Origin of the sequence: Listeria sp. SHR_NRA_18 (assembly GCF_003856515.1) — a bacterium.
GTDB classification, from domain to species: domain Bacteria; phylum Bacillota; class Bacilli; order Lactobacillales; family Listeriaceae; genus Listeria_A; species Listeria_A newyorkensis.
The window spans coordinates 48,279-66,099 of the sequence record NZ_QPKR01000005.1 but is presented as its reverse complement, the minus strand read 5'-3'; the positions used below and the strand labels follow the sequence as shown (position 1 = coordinate 66,099).

General features: G+C 42.7%; 16 protein-coding genes. 5 read left to right on the top strand and 11 right to left on the bottom strand.

Annotated elements, in window-relative coordinates:
• The first annotated feature begins 121 nt into the window (after positions 1–121).
• The 3 genes from DUK53_RS08890 (at position 122) to DUK53_RS08880 (ending at position 3,244) form a co-directional block, all read left to right on the top strand.
• Positions 122–1,336 (top strand): argininosuccinate synthase, encoded by a 1,215-nt coding sequence (locus DUK53_RS08890; protein ID WP_036088777.1) that lies wholly within the window; start codon positions 122–124, stop codon positions 1,334–1,336.
• Positions 1,337–1,339: 3 nt separating this feature from the next.
• A complete protein-coding gene (gene argH, locus DUK53_RS08885) occupies positions 1,340–2,710 on the top strand; it encodes an argininosuccinate lyase (protein WP_036088776.1) in 1,371 nt (456 codons plus the stop codon).
• Between the two features lie 126 nt (positions 2,711–2,836).
• The gene (locus DUK53_RS08880) at positions 2,837–3,244 is read left to right on the top strand and encodes a VOC family protein (RefSeq protein ID WP_036088774.1); all 408 of its coding nucleotides are present in this window, start codon (positions 2,837–2,839) and stop codon (positions 3,242–3,244) included.
• Positions 3,245–3,473: 229 nt separating this feature from the next.
• Here the strand turns inward: DUK53_RS08880 and DUK53_RS08875 are convergent, their stop codons facing one another.
• The 10 genes from DUK53_RS08875 to DUK53_RS17490 form a co-directional block, all read right to left on the bottom strand.
• Entirely contained in the window at positions 3,474–4,403 is a 930-nt protein-coding gene (locus tag DUK53_RS08875) for a nitronate monooxygenase (protein WP_124892704.1), read from the bottom strand.
• A gap of 113 nt (positions 4,404–4,516) precedes the next feature.
• On the bottom strand, positions 4,517–5,389 hold the full coding sequence (locus DUK53_RS08870) for an ROK family protein (protein WP_036130425.1): 873 nt from the start codon (positions 5,387–5,389) through the stop codon (positions 4,517–4,519).
• 136 nt (positions 5,390–5,525) lie between these two features.
• Entirely contained in the window at positions 5,526–6,068 is a 543-nt protein-coding gene (locus DUK53_RS08865; RefSeq protein WP_036130421.1) for an HD domain-containing protein, read from the bottom strand.
• 88 nt (positions 6,069–6,156) lie between these two features.
• Positions 6,157–6,858, bottom strand: a complete 702-nt coding sequence (locus DUK53_RS08860; RefSeq protein ID WP_036088765.1) for a carbonic anhydrase — start codon at positions 6,856–6,858, stop codon at positions 6,157–6,159.
• A gap of 234 nt (positions 6,859–7,092) precedes the next feature.
• Positions 7,093–8,307 (bottom strand): GNAT family N-acetyltransferase, encoded by a 1,215-nt coding sequence (locus DUK53_RS08855; protein ID WP_036130418.1) that lies wholly within the window; start codon positions 8,305–8,307, stop codon positions 7,093–7,095.
• Between the two features lie 69 nt (positions 8,308–8,376).
• Positions 8,377–9,942, bottom strand: a complete 1,566-nt coding sequence (gene abc-f / locus DUK53_RS08850) for a ribosomal protection-like ABC-F family protein (RefSeq protein ID WP_036088761.1) — start codon at positions 9,940–9,942, stop codon at positions 8,377–8,379.
• Between the two features lie 295 nt (positions 9,943–10,237).
• On the bottom strand, positions 10,238–11,053 hold the full coding sequence (locus DUK53_RS08845; RefSeq protein WP_036088759.1) for a formate/nitrite transporter family protein: 816 nt from the start codon (positions 11,051–11,053) through the stop codon (positions 10,238–10,240).
• A gap of 211 nt (positions 11,054–11,264) precedes the next feature.
• Positions 11,265–11,774: a GyrI-like domain-containing protein gene (locus tag DUK53_RS08840; RefSeq protein ID WP_036130415.1), complete on the bottom strand. Its 510-nt coding sequence runs from the start codon at positions 11,772–11,774 to the stop codon at positions 11,265–11,267.
• A 110-nt stretch (positions 11,775–11,884) separates the two neighbouring features.
• Positions 11,885–12,535 carry a uracil-DNA glycosylase gene (locus tag DUK53_RS08835; protein WP_036130412.1) on the bottom strand — a complete coding sequence of 217 codons (651 nt, stop codon included), beginning with the start codon at positions 12,533–12,535 and terminating at the stop codon, positions 11,885–11,887.
• 32 nt (positions 12,536–12,567) lie between these two features.
• Positions 12,568–12,720, bottom strand: coding sequence for a hypothetical protein (locus DUK53_RS17490; protein WP_156110577.1), 153 nt, complete (start codon positions 12,718–12,720; stop codon positions 12,568–12,570).
• 208 nt (positions 12,721–12,928) lie between these two features.
• Between DUK53_RS17490 and DUK53_RS08830 the strand changes: the two genes are divergently transcribed.
• Both DUK53_RS08830 and DUK53_RS08825 read left to right on the top strand, forming a co-directional pair.
• Complete coding sequence (locus tag DUK53_RS08830; protein ID WP_036088753.1) at positions 12,929–13,639, top strand: SGNH/GDSL hydrolase family protein; 711 nt, start codon at positions 12,929–12,931, stop codon at positions 13,637–13,639.
• Between the two features lie 374 nt (positions 13,640–14,013).
• The gene (locus DUK53_RS08825; RefSeq protein WP_236637291.1) at positions 14,014–14,580 is read left to right on the top strand and encodes an SGNH/GDSL hydrolase family protein; all 567 of its coding nucleotides are present in this window, start codon (positions 14,014–14,016) and stop codon (positions 14,578–14,580) included.
• Positions 14,581–14,890: 310 nt separating this feature from the next.
• On the opposite strand, the gene DUK53_RS08820 is transcribed toward DUK53_RS08825, so the two are convergent.
• The gene (locus DUK53_RS08820; protein ID WP_124892702.1) at positions 14,891–17,755 is read right to left on the bottom strand and encodes an LPXTG cell wall anchor domain-containing protein; all 2,865 of its coding nucleotides are present in this window, start codon (positions 17,753–17,755) and stop codon (positions 14,891–14,893) included.
• Positions 17,756–17,821 lie beyond the last annotated feature (66 nt).

Below are 17,821 nucleotides of genomic sequence, written 5' to 3'. Positions count from 1 at the left end.
TTTTATGGATATTTAATCATTTTTATGAATAATAATAAATAAAATAGTTGAAATAACATTCGTATGATGGTATTATTAGTTTTATCGAAATGTATATTTATTAATAAAAGGGGATGTAGAGATGACAAAAGAAAAAATCGTTCTTGCTTATTCTGGTGGTTTAGATACCTCCGTTGCGATTCAATGGTTAACCGAGGAAAATTATGATGTGATTGCTTGTTGTTTAGATGTTGGCGAAGGAAAAGACTTGGAATTCATTAAAGAAAAAGCCCTGACTGTCGGTGCATCTGCGTCGTACACGATTGACGCGCGGGAAGAATTTGCGGAAGAATTTGCTCTAATCGCTTTGCAAGCCCATGCTTATTATGAAGGAAAATATCCACTGATTTCAGCGCTTTCTCGTCCATTGATTGCGAAGAAACTCGTGGAGGTTGCTAGACAAGAAGGCGCTGCCGCTATCGCTCATGGTTGTACTGGAAAAGGGAACGATCAAGTTCGTTTCGAAGTCGCGATTCACGCATTAGCACCAGATTTGAAGGTTGTTGCGCCCGTTCGTGACTGGAAATGGTCGAGGGAAGAAGAAATCGAATACGCACAAAAACATAATATCCCAGTTCCGATTGACCTCGATAATCCGTTTTCTATCGACCAAAACTTGTGGGGACGTTCGAATGAGTGTGGCGTTTTAGAGAATCCGTGGATTGCTCCGCCAGAAGCGGCGTATGATTTGACGGTTGCCCTTGAAGATACGCCAAACACACCCGAAATCATCGAAATCGAGTTTTTAGCAGGTGTTCCTGTTGCTTTGAACGGTGAAACGCTAAGTTTAGCCGTTTTGATTCAAAAATTAAATAAGATCGCCGGCGCGCACGGTGTTGGTCGGATTGATCATATTGAAAACCGTCTTGTCGGTATTAAATCACGGGAAGTTTACGAGTGCCCTGCCGCGGTTGCGTTAATTACGGCGCATAAAGAACTGGAAGATTTGACGTTTGTTCGTGAAGTCGCGCATTTCAAACCGGTGATTGAGCAGAAAATCAGTGAAGTGATCTACAACGCGCTTTGGTTTTCACCGCTTACAAGTTCTCTCGTGGCCTTCTTGAAAGATACGCAAAAATATGTGAACGGCACGATTCGGATGAAACTTTTCAAAGGACACGCGATTGTGGAAGGTCGGAAATCACCGAATTCGCTGTATGATGAGAACTTGGCGACGTATACTTCGGCGGATACATTCGATCAAGATGCTGCGGTTGGATTCATCAAACTTTGGGGCCTACCAACGAAAGTTAGCGCTGAGGTCAATGCAAAATTAAACGCGAAAACAGAGGTGTAAACCATGGAAAAATTATGGGGCGGTCGTTTTCAAGGTAAAAGTGAGGCGTGGATCGATGAATTCGGCGCCTCGATTTCCTTTGATGCAAAACTGGCAAAACAGGATATTACGGGAAGCTTGGCGCATGTCGCGATGCTCGGGAAATGTGGCATTATTTCGGTAGATGAAGCGGCGCAAATCAAGGTGGGACTTGAGGTTCTTGCTGGAAAATTGGCGGCTGGTGAGCTCGAATTTAGCGTTGTGAATGAGGATATTCATCTTAATATTGAGAAATTGCTGCACGAAGAGATTGGACCTGTTGCTGGGAAGTTACATACGGCGCGGAGTCGGAATGATCAGGTCGCGACGGATATGCATTTGTATTTGAAGGATGCCGTGACGGAGATTATCGCTTCGTTGGCGCATTTGCGGACGGTGCTTGTGACGAAAGCGGAGGACCATGTCGAGACGATTATGCCTGGTTATACGCATTTGCAGCACGCGCAACCGATTTCTTTTGCGCATCATTTATTGGCTTATTACGGTATGTTTAGTCGTGATTTGGAGCGTTTGACGGAGAGCGTGAAGCGGATTGATATTTCTCCGCTCGGTTGCGCGGCGCTTGCTGGGACGACTTTTCCGATTGATCGGGCGTATAGTGCCGAACAGCTCGGTTTTAGCGCGATGTACGATAACAGTTTAGACGGCGTTAGTGATCGCGATTTTATTATTGAGTTTTTGAGTAATAGCGCCCTTTTGATGACGCATTTATCGCGTTTTTGTGAGGAATTGATTTTATGGACGAGTCATGAATTTCAGTTTGTCGAGTTGATTGACGCGTTCGCGACGGGAAGTAGCATTATGCCTCAGAAAAAAAACCCAGATATGGCCGAGCTAATTCGCGGGAAAACCGGTCGTGTTTACGGTAACCTCTTCGGCTTGCTGACGGTGCTAAAAGGCTTGCCGCTCGCGTATAACAAGGATCTTCAGGAAGACAAGGAAGGCATGTTTGACACGGTTCATACGGTAAAAACAAGTCTTGATATCTTCGCTGGGATGATTGAAACAATGAAAGTCAACACGTCCGTGATGGAACAGTCGACGCAAAAAGATTTCTCAAATGCGACCGAACTGGCTGATTACCTCGCTAAAAAAGGCGTGCCCTTCCGCGAAGCCCACGAAATTGTTGGGAAACTCGTTCTTGATTGCACGCAAAAAGGGATCTATTTGCAAGATGTAGCGCTCAAAGATTATCAGGCGATTCAGCCCGTTATTGAGGAAGATATCTATGACGCGCTCGCCTCTTATACCGCAGTCGCAAAACGTAACTCTTACGGCGGCACTGGCTTTGACCAAATTAGAGCCATGATTGAAAAAGCAAAACAAACACTATAAAATAAGCTAGGCCTGCCAATATTCCGAGCAGTCCTAGCTTATTTCTTAGGCGCGAGTTCTGAAAATACAAATTTCGATAAAAATAAAGTATAATAATGAGGATTACAACTATTAAGGAGTGAAAAAATGGTACAAGCAAAAATGGTTTTTCTAACGTTACCTGTAAAAAATTTAAACGCATCGGTGGACTTTTTCACAGCACTTGGCTTTGAATTCAACCCGCAATTCACGGATGAAAATGCGACATGTCTGATTTTAAATGATACGACGTTTGTTATGTTGGTCGTAGAAAACTACTTCAAAACATTCACAAAGAAAAATATTTCGGATGCTACAACATCAACTGAAGCTATTTTAGGTTTTTCTGCCGATAGCCGCGAAGGTGTTGACACATTTGTTGAGAAAGCGCTCGCTGCTGGTGGTTCTCCATCCAACGAAAAAGTAGATCACGGCTTCATGTATAGCGGAAGTTTCCAAGATATCGACGGACACTTGTGGGAAGTCATGTACATGGATCCCAACTTCGTACAATAAATACTAGAACATAACCCAAATAAATCGGCGACAAGCGCTCGCATTCAGGGAGTTTGGCGGACTTCCGGTTCTCACATACACCAGTATGCTCCGCTTCCGGCTTCCATCAAACTCCCTGAATACAAACGCTTTCGCTCGATTTGCATAAAGCTTAGTCTTCGTCTTACCCAAGATAATGGTAAGGCGTATTCATCTTGTTTAGATTCTTGTCCCCATTTTTTTACAAAACTTATTTTACAGTCAATGCACTTGCCGTTTCTGTTGCTTGCGTCATCATTTCTTGAATCAACGCATCTACGGGTTTTATTTCAGTGATCATGCCCGTAATTTGCCCAGCCATCACCGATCCATTTTCCGTGTCGCCCTCCTGCACCGCTTTACGCAATGAACCGAGTGTCAATTCTTCCAACACATCGCGATCCACGTTCTCATCCTCCAAGCGCTGGTATTCTTTAATCATCTTATTTTTAATACTACGAACCGGCGCACCATTTCGGCGACCTGTCACAACCGTATCGCGATCTTTCGCCTTCAAACACGCCAATTTAAAGTTCTCGTGAACCGGACATTCATCGGTTGCTAGGAAGCGCGTGCCAATTTGTACACCTTGAGCTCCCAATGCAAAAGCAGCCGCAATCCCGCGCCCATCGCCAATTCCACCAGCCGCAATGACCGGAATCGAAACAGCATCAACTACTTGCGGTAAAAGCGCCATCGTCGTCGTTTCGCCAACATGTCCACCCGCTTCCGTGCCCTCCGCCACAACCGCGTCTGCGCCAAGCTGCTCCATCTTGCGCGCAATCATCACAGACGGCACAACCGGAATCACCGTAATCCCAGCTTCCTTCCAAATCGGCATATACGTTTTCGGCGTCCCAGCCCCAGTCGTCACAACTTTCACACCTTCTTCTATAATAACCGCCGTCAATTCCTCAATATTTGTCATCATCAGCATTAAATTGACGCCAAACGGTTCATCCGTCAACGCCTTCGTTTTCTGAATCTCCGCGCGCAGTTCCTCCCCGCTCATACCTCCCGACGCGATAATTCCTAGTCCGCCAGCATTCGACACAGCAGCAACAAGCGGTGCCTTCGCGATTTGCGCCATCGCGCCTTGCATAATTGGATATTTAATGTGTAGCAATTCTGTTATTAACATGATTTTTTCCTCCGATACAATTTTCCATACGTTCCTTATCTCATGTATATTTTCTCACAAAGACACCTAAAAAACAACCACTTCTCCTAAAAATGGCTGTCCTTCCGCAAAATTTAAGCTTCATTCTTCGTCTGCACGGCTAATAAAATACATCCAGTAATCCCCGCATCATCCTCCAATTTCGGCGGCACAATATATTCCTCCAAATCCGGCAACTGAATATAGCCCGCAATCAACGTTTTTAATTTCTGGCGAACGAGCGGAAAAACTTGGCGTTGCTTCATAACCCCGCCCCCCATAACGATCCGCTCCGGCGACAAAATCAAACTATAATTCATCAAAGCCTGTGCGATATAATGCGCTTCCAGATTCCAAACTTCCTCATTTCCCGCTAGTTCCACGCCTTTTTTACCCCAGCGTTTTTCGATAGCGCCACCAGCTGCAAGCCCTTCCAAACAATCATCATGATACGGACAATTGCCTTGATAGCGATCATGCTTATGCCGGCGAACCATGATATGCCCCATTTCTGGATGCGAATAACCCTCTAACATTTTGCCATTTACCACAGCTCCAGCACCGATACCTGTTCCAATCGTGATATACATGCAACTCGAAAGCCCTTCTGCCGCGCCAAGCGTCACCTCGCCAAGCGCCGCCGCGTTCACATCCGTCGTAAAGCCAATCGGTACATCAAATGCTTTTTTCAGCGCGCCGACAATATCATAGTTCCGCCATGCCAATTTTGGCGTCGACGTGATATAGCCATACGTAGGACTCGATCTCCGCACATCAATCGGACCAAACGAACCAACACCAATCGCCTCCAAATCCCCCTCATACTGCTTGAAAAACCGTTCCACAGACTTCATCGTCTCAGCCGGCTCTGTCGTAGGATACGTCTCCCGTTTCAAAACCTTACCCGACGCATCGCCAACCGCCACAACAAACTTCGTACCGCCAGCTTCAATCGCTCCAAAAACCATTCCAATCCACTCCTCTTTCATTATGTATTCGTTTTCATTCTACATCAAAAATCGCAACTTGAGAAGCTTATTGTCTAACAATTATCAAATAAGATTATATATACCTAATTTAACAGATAATTAAAATCAAGGAAAATTACTTCCTAAAAATCCACTGGCACAACTGCTCAAATTGCTTAAAATAACTCGGAATCTCCTCTTTTTCAAGTCCCACGTACATATTCGCCACAATGCTCTCATTATACCATTTCTGCAAATCATATCCGCGCTTAAAATAGCCCCAAACCTTGTTTCCTTCAGAGCTGAGCGCATATTTAATCGACTGTAAATTATCCAATTTATCCGCCACAATAATCGCTTTTTGCTCTAATGTTCCCGTGCGAACAATATCGATCGTATGACTTTTGCGCTCCTCCCATGACTGCGATTTATCCTCCGTATGAGAAGCCACAAGCTCTGCCACATCATCACCAAAAGCCGCTCGAATCTCATCCAGCGTTACCGGCGTGTCCTCCACCACATCATGCAAAAATCCAGCTGCGACAACTTCCTCACGAAAACCCGCATCACGTAATATATGAGCCACATTCCGCGGATGCGAAAAATAAGGCTCTCCCGTTATCTTACGACGCTGCATCCGATGCGCCTGTTCTGCAAAATCACTCGCTCGCCGATACATCCCAATTCCCTCCTATTTTTTAAAAGGGCTTTGGAAATCACCAAAGCCCCAGTTTGAGTGCATTTCTTTAAAAATACAACGTTTGTCGTCACGCGCTGTGATGAATTTGCCTATCACCAAGCGCTTGAAGCGGCCGATTCGTATCCTCGATAATATCTTGGAAAGCTTCAAAATCTTCTTCAGCAACGCTTGTCGCATCTCTCAGCACAATCCACGTCACACCTTCAAAAGTTGGTGGCGTCGTGAGTGATCCCTGATACGTAAAGTATGCCCTATTTTCAGGTAAAAATCCACTAACATCTAGCGGAAGTTCTTTTTCAATGCCAAAATCAGCAAATACCTCTGGAAAAATCGAAGCTAACTCACCAAAATCGCTACCTTCCAATTCCTGCTCCATCCAAATGCCCAAAACAAGTCGTTCACCCGCTTCATTCATGTGCACCAAATGCCATTCCATCGCAAAATAATGCTCGTTTAGCGTGTGCTCACTCGGAACATGACCATGAAAAGCAATCAAATTATACCGCTGCCCACCATAAGTCAAGCCCTGTTCCTTACTCTGCGGAAAAAGATGTACCGAATTCTCCACACGTCTCACCGTATATTTCGTTTCCTTGTAATCCAGTTCGAGCGGCGGAGCCCCCTGTACTTCCATCACTTTCTCCATATGAATATCAACTGGTGACTGATTCTTTCCTGTGTGCGCGATTTCATACTCATCACAAATATGTCCCCAATAATGCGGTCCCTTTTCCCCTTTATAGGACCATTTCACAAGCGGCTCTGTCATGCATCATTCCTCTTTTCATAAAAAAATTGCGCTCTATTTTGTAATCCTTATTATGCGAATATTTCGTGAATAGTTCTTCAAGTTATTTTTTTGTGTTCTTTTTATTATACTGAAAATCCGTCAAATTGCCAGTATGTTTTCTCGAAAGTGGAAAAAATAATTTCAAAATCCCGCTAAATAGCCAATCGTCACGCAAAAAAAGAAGACCACTAAACTCAGTAGTCTCCTCCACACTCAAAAATAATCTGAAAAATACGGCGTCTCGTTAGGAATCATTTTCTCCAGCTGCTTCACGACCATATCACTCGCCATTAACCGCCCAATTTTGCGCAAATATTTCGGGCGTTTGTAGCCAAAAAACATCGTCGTCAGCGTCTGAATATCAATCTCAACCGCTTCCCCTCGCGCCTCTTTGACCATCTCAAAATCACCGTTCTCATCCCACGTAAAAGCGAAAATACCCTGATTCCAATCCAGCAAATCATCCGTCACCCTGAAATGAAAATCCGCCTGCTTCTCCGCAAAAGGATACTTCTTAAAAAAGCCTTCCACATCCACAATTCGCGCCATATAATACGGATGAATCGTCTCTGTGATATCACTATCCTCCATCAAAAAAGCAATCGGTGCATTCGTGTACATTTTCCCTTTCACATGCGTCACCATCGAAAAATGCGCACTAATAAAGTTCCACAAACCATGCCGCGCCTCTTGCGTTAAATACACCATTTCCTTCATATGAAAAATATCATCAGCAATCCAATAATACATAAATCCTTGGGGTTCGTTCGCCTCGTCATAATACACAGCCGCAATCATCTCTTCGCGTTCCCAGCGCCAGTATTCTTCCCAGGCCAGCGAATCACGAATCATCGCCACGTGCTGATTCCTTGCAAAACGGTCATACGTTTTCAACACATCTTCATGCTCAATATCGAGGCGCTCCACCATCCCCTTCACAGGAACATTCTCCGGAAGCTGCGTATCCTTAATCGTAAACGTCATCACGTCCGTTATAATCTCCCAACCTTTCCGGCGATAATACGGAATAGAATACGGATACAAATAAGAAATCGTCTGCTCCCGGTCACGCATTTCCTTCAAGCTTTGTCGCATCAGACGGTGCATCAAGCCAAAGTTCGCATACTCAGGATACGTCCCAACCCCTGTCACACCGCCCATTTTATATATCTCACCAAAAATATTCACATTCATCGGGTACACGGCCATTTGCGAAATCAATTTATCCCCATCAAACCAGCCAATAACATCCGCTTTTCGCAAGACTGGGCGTTTGGCTTGCTCAATTTCGTCCTCCGCCCAGCCAACTTCATGCAGCTCCTGATTCGTTACCTGGAACACGTACCGTAGCAAATCATTGAATTGCGTTAAATGCTCCATCTCCAATGTTTTCATTTTCAACCTATCTTGGACATTCTGCTGCCCCATATTTTCTACCTCTCTCCTCAAAATCTACCTCTCTATTGTACATTGAAGTCACACCCTTTCGCAATTCCTTTACTTCCGTTTCGCGACAACTTCTTGGTAACGTTTCTCAAGTTCCGCTTTTTCGGTAGCCGTTAACCTTGGTTCCATTAATTTGGCCGCAATCGCTGACATCTCCATCTCCAGCAATAATTTATCCTCCTCAACCCGCGTCTCCACTGTCTTTTTCGCATTTTCCCAATCCGCATACGTCCCGTCAAACAACGTCAACTTCTCCTCTTCCAAAACTAAAAGCGAAGTCGCGACCTTCCTAACAAAAGTCCGATCATGCGATACAAAAAGTACCGTCCCAGAATAGCCGCTAATCAAGCTTTCCAACGCCTTCATTGCATTAATATCCAAATAATTCGTCGGTTCATCCAAAATAAGCACATTAGCATCACTCAAAAGTAGCATCGCGAGCGCCAACTTCACCCGTTCTCCGCCAGATAAAACCGTCGTATCTTTCGCCAAATCAGCCGCGACAAACTGCAAACTACCAAGACAATCCCGGTTCATCTGATCATCATGAATACTCACTGCTTGAATATTCTCCCACAACGTCTTCGTCAAATCTACCTGCTTTAACTGCTGATCAAAATAAGCAATCTTCACTTTATCGCCACGCTTAATCGCCTCATTTGATTGCATAATTTGACGTAAAAAAGTCGTTTTCCCGCTCGCATTTTTCCCGATAAGTGCCACTTTTTCACCGCTCTTCAAACTAAACGTCGCATCCGAAAACAAGACCCGTTTGCCAACCCTTGTGCTAAGTTGATTAACACGAATCACGGTATTTCCCTGCTTGATTTGGTTCTGTTCAGGAAGCATAATCTTAATCGCTTTTTGGTGAAACGGCTTGTCCACTCTCTCCAAACGATCAATGCGTTGCTCCAGCGCCTTAATGGTTTTGTGCTGTTTCTTCTCCTGCACACCTTTGCCCGGTTTCGCTGCCCGAATCTGTCTTGACGAAAATCGCTTGTTCGGCTTCCGCAGACCTTGTGCAGTCTTCTCATGATGTTGTTGCGATTCCTCCAGTTTCCGTTTCTTCGCCTGATACTGCTCATATCCAGCCTCAGCCTTATCTCGCTCCGCCTGTTTCGCCGCCTCATACGCGCTGTAATTCCCTGGATAAACCGTGATTCGCGCCTGATCCAGCTCCCAAATCGTCGTACAAATCGCATCCAAAAACATCCGATCATGCGAAATAACAAACAACGTCCCAGCATACCGCTTCCATTGGCGCTCCAAATGTTTCACGCTATCCACATCCAAGTTAGACGTCGGCTCATCAGCAAAAAGTAAGTTCGGCTGCTCCGCCAAAATCCTCTGCACAGCCTTCCGCGTTTTTTCGCCACCAGAAAGTTTTGCATCCTCCGGCAAAATTTGCGGCAAATAACCCGTCGTTCCGTTTCGCGTCACAATCCCTTGATCCGGCGTCGTGACCCCAGCCATCATCTCAAGCAACGTCGTCTTGCCCAGCCCATTTCGGCCAACAATCCCAATCCGTTCCCCACGATTCGCCATCACATGCGGAATTTCAAACAAAACCCGGTCCGCTATCTCTTTTTTCACATCATTAATCTCTAAAATCAGCATAAAAAAACCTCCTATTTCTCTAGAATAGGAAGTCAGAAAACAAGCCTGTTAGCCATTTTGCCAACACACAAACCCGTCTTTATTCGCTCTGCGTCATTTTGAGCACAGCAATCCCATTCTAGAAAATTTCGTTCGCGAATAAACCGACCTCAGTCCAGTTCATTTCACGCTTATTCGAATTCTCTTAAAAAAATAGGATTACATTTTCATCGGCTCAAAAGACACCCCTTTGCATTTGTTGGGTTCATCATAACGCATTTCTCAAAAAAAATCAACCTTCATGAAACTACAACCATCAATCTTCTAGTGGAATCTTTGCTTCAAATTCTTTTTCTTTTGGTGCGGTTTTCTTTTTGTAGGCCAAATAGTAGAATAGTGAAACAAATACCGCTCCGCCGACAACATTACCTAGGTAAACTGGAATAACATTATTGATGAACTGTCCCCATGAGTAGCTTCCTGCAAAAATCGCGGCTGGAATGATGAACATGTTGGCGACAACGTGTTGAAAACCTATCGCAACGAATGCCATAACGGGAAACCAAATGCCTAAAATTTTGCCGGTGAAATCTTTCGCGGCGTAGCAAAGCCAAACAGCGATGCTCACGAACCAGTTACAGCCAATTCCCGATACGAATGCGACCCAGAACGGATCTTTAATTTTCGCGCCTGCCGTGGCAACTGTTTTTGCAAGAAAATCGCCTTCTGTGAGACCTACAAAATGTCCGAAGAAAAACGCAACCGCAATCGCGCCGACAAAATTCATAACGGTTACAATCGCCCAATTCCGCAGTAGCTGCTTAACAGAAATTTTGCGATCGAACCATGCAAGCGCTACAACCATCATGTTTCCTGTAATCAACTCGCCCCCGCCAAGTAAAATACAGACTAGCCCAACTGGGAACAAACTCGCCCCAATAAACGTCGCAAAACTTCCCCATTCATGCGGCATCGTTCCAACTGCGCGAATATAAAGTAAAAAACCCAGTGAAATGAAAGCGCCACCTAGAAAGCCCAAAATAATGAGTGCCAGCGTGGAAGAACTAGCTTTTGCTACCCCTTTCTTTATTGTTTCGTCTACTACCTCTTGTGGTGTGAAATATGCAGCCACAAAAATCCCCTCTTTCTGCTCATGTATGTTTTATTTATATTGATCTTGGAGTCCCCACACTTAGAATATGTTCGGTATATCACAATAACACGCCGAAAGAGCCTTGCATTTCTTGATTTGTGGTAAACCAAGTAGTTGTAACCGGTTACTTTTATACTATGTAAAACCAAATAAACAACTCTGCGAAAAGCTGCTTATTCGGTTCTGCATTCTAACCTAGATGCTTCACGATAGGAATCATAATATGAAATTCCTGTTCCGCTCTTGGCACATCTATTGCGCTATTATACACCTCAATTTTGAACGGTAATTCGTCAAAAACGGGATATTCCACCGTAATATATGGTCGATAATCGCGTGCTGCAATGCGTTCCGCGACTTCTTTGTACGTTTCATTAATATCCGTACCCGCGATATGGTCGCACACAAAATACGTATGTGCTGGAATTTCGATCCACTCCATGTCATCCGGGATATTCTCTGGTTTCCAGTTGGCCTTCACAGCAGAATAATACGTGAAACCATCTTCTAAATTATGCACAGACATCCCGAGTAGCGTCTTATCGTGCTTCAGACTATCTTCGGACTCTGCCCAATTTTGTATTCTCTTGATTGTTTTGTGCACCTCACCGTGAAACGCTTCCTCAAAAGTGCCCTTCCAAACAAAAGCAAGCGCAGTAAATCCTTCATGTTCTTCAAAACGTGCAGCTGATAAAGCCATTTTAATCAACTCCTTCATGGGATTTCATTGCTTCTTCTAATCACGTAAATCATACCACAAAACGTAAAAATAATCTCATAATAAGTATGAATAAAATGACAATTTAGTTTCTACCAAGAAATCGGAGCTTTTCCGGCGGACTCCAAGTAAGCATTAATTTGACTATACGGTTTACTTCCAAAAAAACCATTGTAAGCGGATAAAGGACTCGGATGGACTGCCGTAATCACTTTATGCTGCGGATTCGTAATCAAAGCCTGTTTTTTCTTCGCGTCTGCACCCCAAAGCACGAAAATCACTTGCTCTTCTTTTTCATTCAACGTTCGGATAATCGCATCGGTGAACTGCTCCCAACCTTTTTTGCGGTGAGATGCCGCTTTTCCAGCTTGTACCGTTAGCACCGTGTTCAGAAGCAACACGCCTTGTTCCGCCCAATCCGTCAAGTTGATATCCGTCCGCGACACGCCCAAATCCGCATCGAGTTCCTTAAACATATTTCGAACAGACGGCGGAAATTTCGCCTCACTAGACGCCACGGAAAAACTCAGGCCATGCGCTTGATTCGGGCCGTGATACGGGTCCTGCCCCAGAATCACCACTTTTGTATCCGCATAACTCGTCAAATCCAAGGCATGATAAATCGCCTCACGTGGCGGATAAATCGTCGTTGTTGCATACTCCTCTTCCACAAACTGCTGTAAATCCTGAAAATACGCTTTCTCTCGCTCTTCTCTTAATAGCTCCTGCCAATCATTTTGCATGAAAATTCCTCATTTCTTTATGTATACCCGCTTTATAGATGCGGTCCTTGATCATTTTGTTTCATTTTTTCTCGAACATCAGCCATTGCTCGTTCCTGATTATCTGATTTTTTTCTATCTGACAAACTTGGTAGGAAAAACAAAATAGCTACTATTATAATAAGGAGTACAATAATAAACCACATAATGACAGCTCCCTTCTTTTCATCACAAGTATAGCTTCTTTTTAAGAAAAACACAAAGTATATTAATTTACATAATAAATAGAAATAAATAAGATTTATTACCTATTTATAGTTCTAATTTGCTATTTGAATTTTTTCATGATAGACTGGTATAGTTTTCATCGTCATTCGGGCTTTAAAACAACTAACTGATTAGGGAGAGATACAGATGCAACACAAGAAAACATGGGGAAAAGTGTTACTAGCCCTTATTTTGTTACTAGCCGCTTTAACTGCAAGTACAAATAATGTGCACGCGGCAGAAACAACAGATTGGTCGAATGTCACTTGGAATGTCATAGGAGATAGTTTAACTGCCAAAGACAATACTTATGCAACAAAGCGATATTTTGATTTTATTCAAGAAAATTTACACATAAAAAAAATCAATAACTACGGTATAAGTGCTTCCACAGTTGGTAGCGTTTCTTCGCCAATCAGTGTGCGCTACGCATCCATGGAGAATGATGCTGATTTGATTACTGTTTTCGCAGGTTTGAATGATTATGGTAAAAATGAAGACCTTGGTATGCCAAGTGATTCGACAAACCGCACATACTACGGAGCCCTTGATGTTCTCATGAAAGGCTTAACTAAAAAATACCCTAATAAAAAAATAGCTTATATTTCAATGTACGCTCGAAACTTTATTCCACCAGTGAATAAATTAGGGATTCCTGATTATGCCTATGTTAATGCTGAAATCGAGATTTGCGAGCGATATCACATCCCACATTTGAATTTATATGAAATGGATTCAATTAATATTTCTCTATCAGGAGCACAGGGATTTAGAGCTCTCGATGGCGTTCACTTGAATAATGCTGGGCATCAACACCTAGCCAAAATAATGGAGAAATTTATTAAAGAATTACCATAGCATCGAAATCCCTTCAAACTAATTTATCTAGTTTAGAGGGATTTCTTTATTTTAACCTCGCACTAGCAATCGAAATTCCCTATAAATTAACAGAAGAATTGCAAATATTTATACCTTTTTACTCATTATAAATTCAATATTACTAAAAATCTTTTTTCGTGGTAAATTAAAATAGTTTTAAACGTCATTTCGGCGGCTAGAACAAACTAACTATGAAGGAGAGATTCAGATGCAACAAAACAAAACATGGGGGAAAATAGCGCTAGGCCTTCTTTTACTCTTATTGGCCTTATCTATGAGCACGAGTAAAGTAAGCGCTGCAGAAACAACAGATTGGACAAAGGTCACTTGGACGGACTGTCATGGGGGACAGTTTGACAACAGAGAACAATACACTGGCAACGAAACGGTATTTTAATTACATTCAAGAGGATCTACACATCAAGCAAGTCAACAACTATGGTATGAATGGCTCCACAGTTGGCAACCTTTTCGCGCCGATAAGCGAGCGTTATACAACAATGGACAATAGTGCTAACCTGATTACCGTTTTTGCAGGTATAAATGACTACGGCAAAGGCCAAGCGCTCGGCATGCCAAGTGACACGACAAATAAAACATATTACGGTGCACTCGATGTCCTTATAAAAGGTCTGATTAAAAAATATCCCGGTCAAAAAATTGGCTTTATTTCTATGTATAAGCAATCATTCTTCCCGCCAACGAACAAATTAGGTATTCCAGATTACGCATACATCAACGCTTCCATCGAAGTTTGTCATCGTTATAATATTAAACATTTGAATTTATATAATCTAGACTCCTTTGACTTATCAAAGCCGGATGTAAACGGTTATAGCGTTGGGGATGGGATTCATTTGAACAATAAAGGCCATCGTCACCTCGCTGATACGATGGAAGTTTTTATTAAGGGGTTATAATAGATAATAAACGCAGGACAAGGTTTGATGCCTTTGTTCTGGGTTTTTTTATCTTTATTTATCAATTCCATCTATCTACAGCCTTTTATGCGTTTTCTATCCGTCAGTTCAGTTTTTCCCACCAAGTTTGTCGTAACCTTTCATCACATGCTAGACACATAAAAATAGTAGGCAAGACCATACTCCTAGCCTTACCTACTAATATTATTATATTTTAGCTCATAACATTTATGTCACTTGAATTCAAAAGCGATACCCAAAACCGATAGACCGAATATTAAAACCAGTGCTTTCTATTGGCATCGTGTACTTACTTAATTCTTCTACGTACAAACAATGCTGTGCAAACAATAATTCCTAAACCAATTAATGTTGATGGACCATTGCTGTCACCTGTTTTCGGTAATCTTCTCTCCGATTCTATGGTATTACTCTCTACCGATGGAACTTTTTCAATTGGCGTCTCTGCTACTCCAAGAACGGGTTTTGTTGGTTTCTCTGGATTTACTGGTTTCTCTGGTTTCTCTGGATTTACTTTCTCAGGTATTATTGCCCTTTCAAGCACGGTTACTTTAACTGTAATAACAGCACTTTCCCCTACACTATTTGTTACTTGGTACGTAACCTCATATATGCCTGGAGTCATGTTGTCTACGTCATTTTTGATTAACTCTAGTTTCCCTGTCAGGTCTCCGTCCTTCGCATCTTTCGCGCTGACTTCTGCCAACGGATCAAAATTGTCGCCTACATAGATGGTATGATTTTTTGCTTCAATGATTGGTTTGCTTAAAACGGTTACTTGGATGGTCTTGGTTGTGCTTTCCCCTACACTATTCGTTACTTGATACGTAACGTCATATACGCCGGGGGTCATGTTATCTACGTCATTTTTGATTAGCTCTAGTTTTCCTGTTAGGTCTCCGTCCTTCGCATCTTTCGCGCTGACTTCTGCCAACGAATCAAAATTGTCGCCTACATAGATGGTATGATTTTTTGCTTCAATGATTGGTTTGCTTAAAACGGTTACTTGGATGGTCTTGGTTGTGCTTTCCCCTACACTATTCGTTACTTGGTACGTAACCTCATATATGCCTGGAGTCATGTTGTCTACGTCATTTTTGATTAGCTCTAGTTTTCCTGTTAGGTCTCCGTCCTTCGCATCTTTCGCGCTGACTTCTGCCAACGGATCAAAATTATCGCCTACATAGATGGTATGATCTTTTGCTTCAATGATTGGCTTGCTTAAAACGGTTACTTGGATGGTCTTGGTTGTGCTTTCCCCTACACTATTCGTTACTTGGTACGTAACGTCATATACGCCGGGGGTCATGTTATCTACGTCATTTTTGATTAGCTCTAGTTTACCTGTCAGGTCTCCGTCCTTCGCATCTTTCGCGCTGACTTCTGCCAACGGATCAAAATTGTCGCCTACATAGATGGTATGATCTTTTGCTTCAATGATTGGCTTGCTTAAAACGGTTACTTGGACGGTCTTGGTTGTGCTTTCCCCTACACTATTCGTTACTTGGTACGTAACATCATATACGCCGGGGGTCATGTTATCTACGTCATTTTTGATTAGCTCTAATTTCCCTGTCAGGTCTCCATCCTTCGCATCTTTCGCGCTGACTTCTGCCAACGGATCAAAATTGTCGCCTAAATAGATGGTATGATCTTTTGCTTCAATGATTGGTTTGCCTGTTACCGTGACTTTAATTGTCTTTGTAGCCACTTTCCTAGTAACACTTGGTACAAAATCTAGTTTTTCTAAAGTTTTTAGCAAGGCGTCCCGGTACGTAATTTCGCCTGAGTCTATGAGTGAAATAGCTTGATTGGCGTTGGCAGGAAATTCTCCCATAACTTCATACGTAACGTGATACACTCCAGGTTTACTCGTGTCTACATCGTTTGCTTTTACCCTAATCTTGGACGTTAAATTGTTCGATGCTGTATCTGTTGCTGTTGGATTCACTGTTTGAATGGGATCAAACATGGCTCCTTCTGATAGCGTTATATCTTCTGCTGTAATACTTGGGGTACTGCTAACTGGCACTTTTCCGGTAACGTCAAATGTGACAGTGTACTCGCCTTCTGGTAAAGCATCTAAGTTCCATGTTAGCGTTTGATTCACGAAAGTTGGTTCTTGATATGGTGCGGGGATAGCGATTGTTTGACCAGCGCTGTTCTCCACTTTCGCACTACCTGCAACATAGGTTTGTCCAGCGCTTACTTTTTCTGATATACTCAATTGATCGTTTAGGTTTGTTTGAATAATATCCTTCACTTCAGATGCAAACTCTCCAATTGAATTATCGTTGTTATTCATATTGAAGAAAAATTCGCTACGAGAAACGAAATTGGGTACATTCGTATTAATATAATTGTTGTAGTTATTGTATAGGCTAGCCCCCCATTCTGCTTCTAGTGAAACTTTATTCTGCCATAAGCCAAAAGAAGTTAAGTAGCCTGCAGATGTAACATGACTTAATGCTGCATTAATACCTGTGGTTGGACCGAGCAATTGAACCATCGAGGTACTTGGTGTCAAGGCTTTGCCATCTATATCACCATTCGGAAAACCATCTGTTACAACAAGAAAAAGTGTCTCTCGGTTCGATTCTTTGATTGGATTATTCGCTTGATAATCCTCTAATGCTTCTTGAATTCCGTAGGCTGTTGGTGTCCCATTACCATACAATTGCTTTGTTGTCACATTATCAATCGTTGCTTTTGTATCCGTGAGCGAATGCGTCATCTCATTTTTATAAAGCACATTGAAAAATTCATTATACTGCCCTTCATTCTGAGCTTCTAGCGTTGTTTTTGGGTCGTTGTATATCGGCAAGTCTGTATCACTAGCTTTTATGGAAGTGTAACCAATGAACTGCGAACGGTCAATCACTGGGCTCATTAAATCGATGGCTTGTTTCAGCTCATTCGCTACATTAGAATACGTATCACGAAAACTCCCCGATAAATCTTGCACAATAACTAAATCTAATTTCTTTTCTCGGGGTGCTTTTTCTACTGGTATACTAATTGTGTTCCTGGATGTATCTCCCGTAATGCTTATTTTCACCACCTCATGTGTGGATGTTGCAGCATTGGCCACATTTGGGATGCTACTTAAAAGTAAAACTAAGATGATAAGTATTCTAAAGACTGTTTTCATCATTTTCCCCCTCCTCTTATTGACTATCTATATAAAAACCTGATGACCTTCCAAAAGCCACAGGTTCAG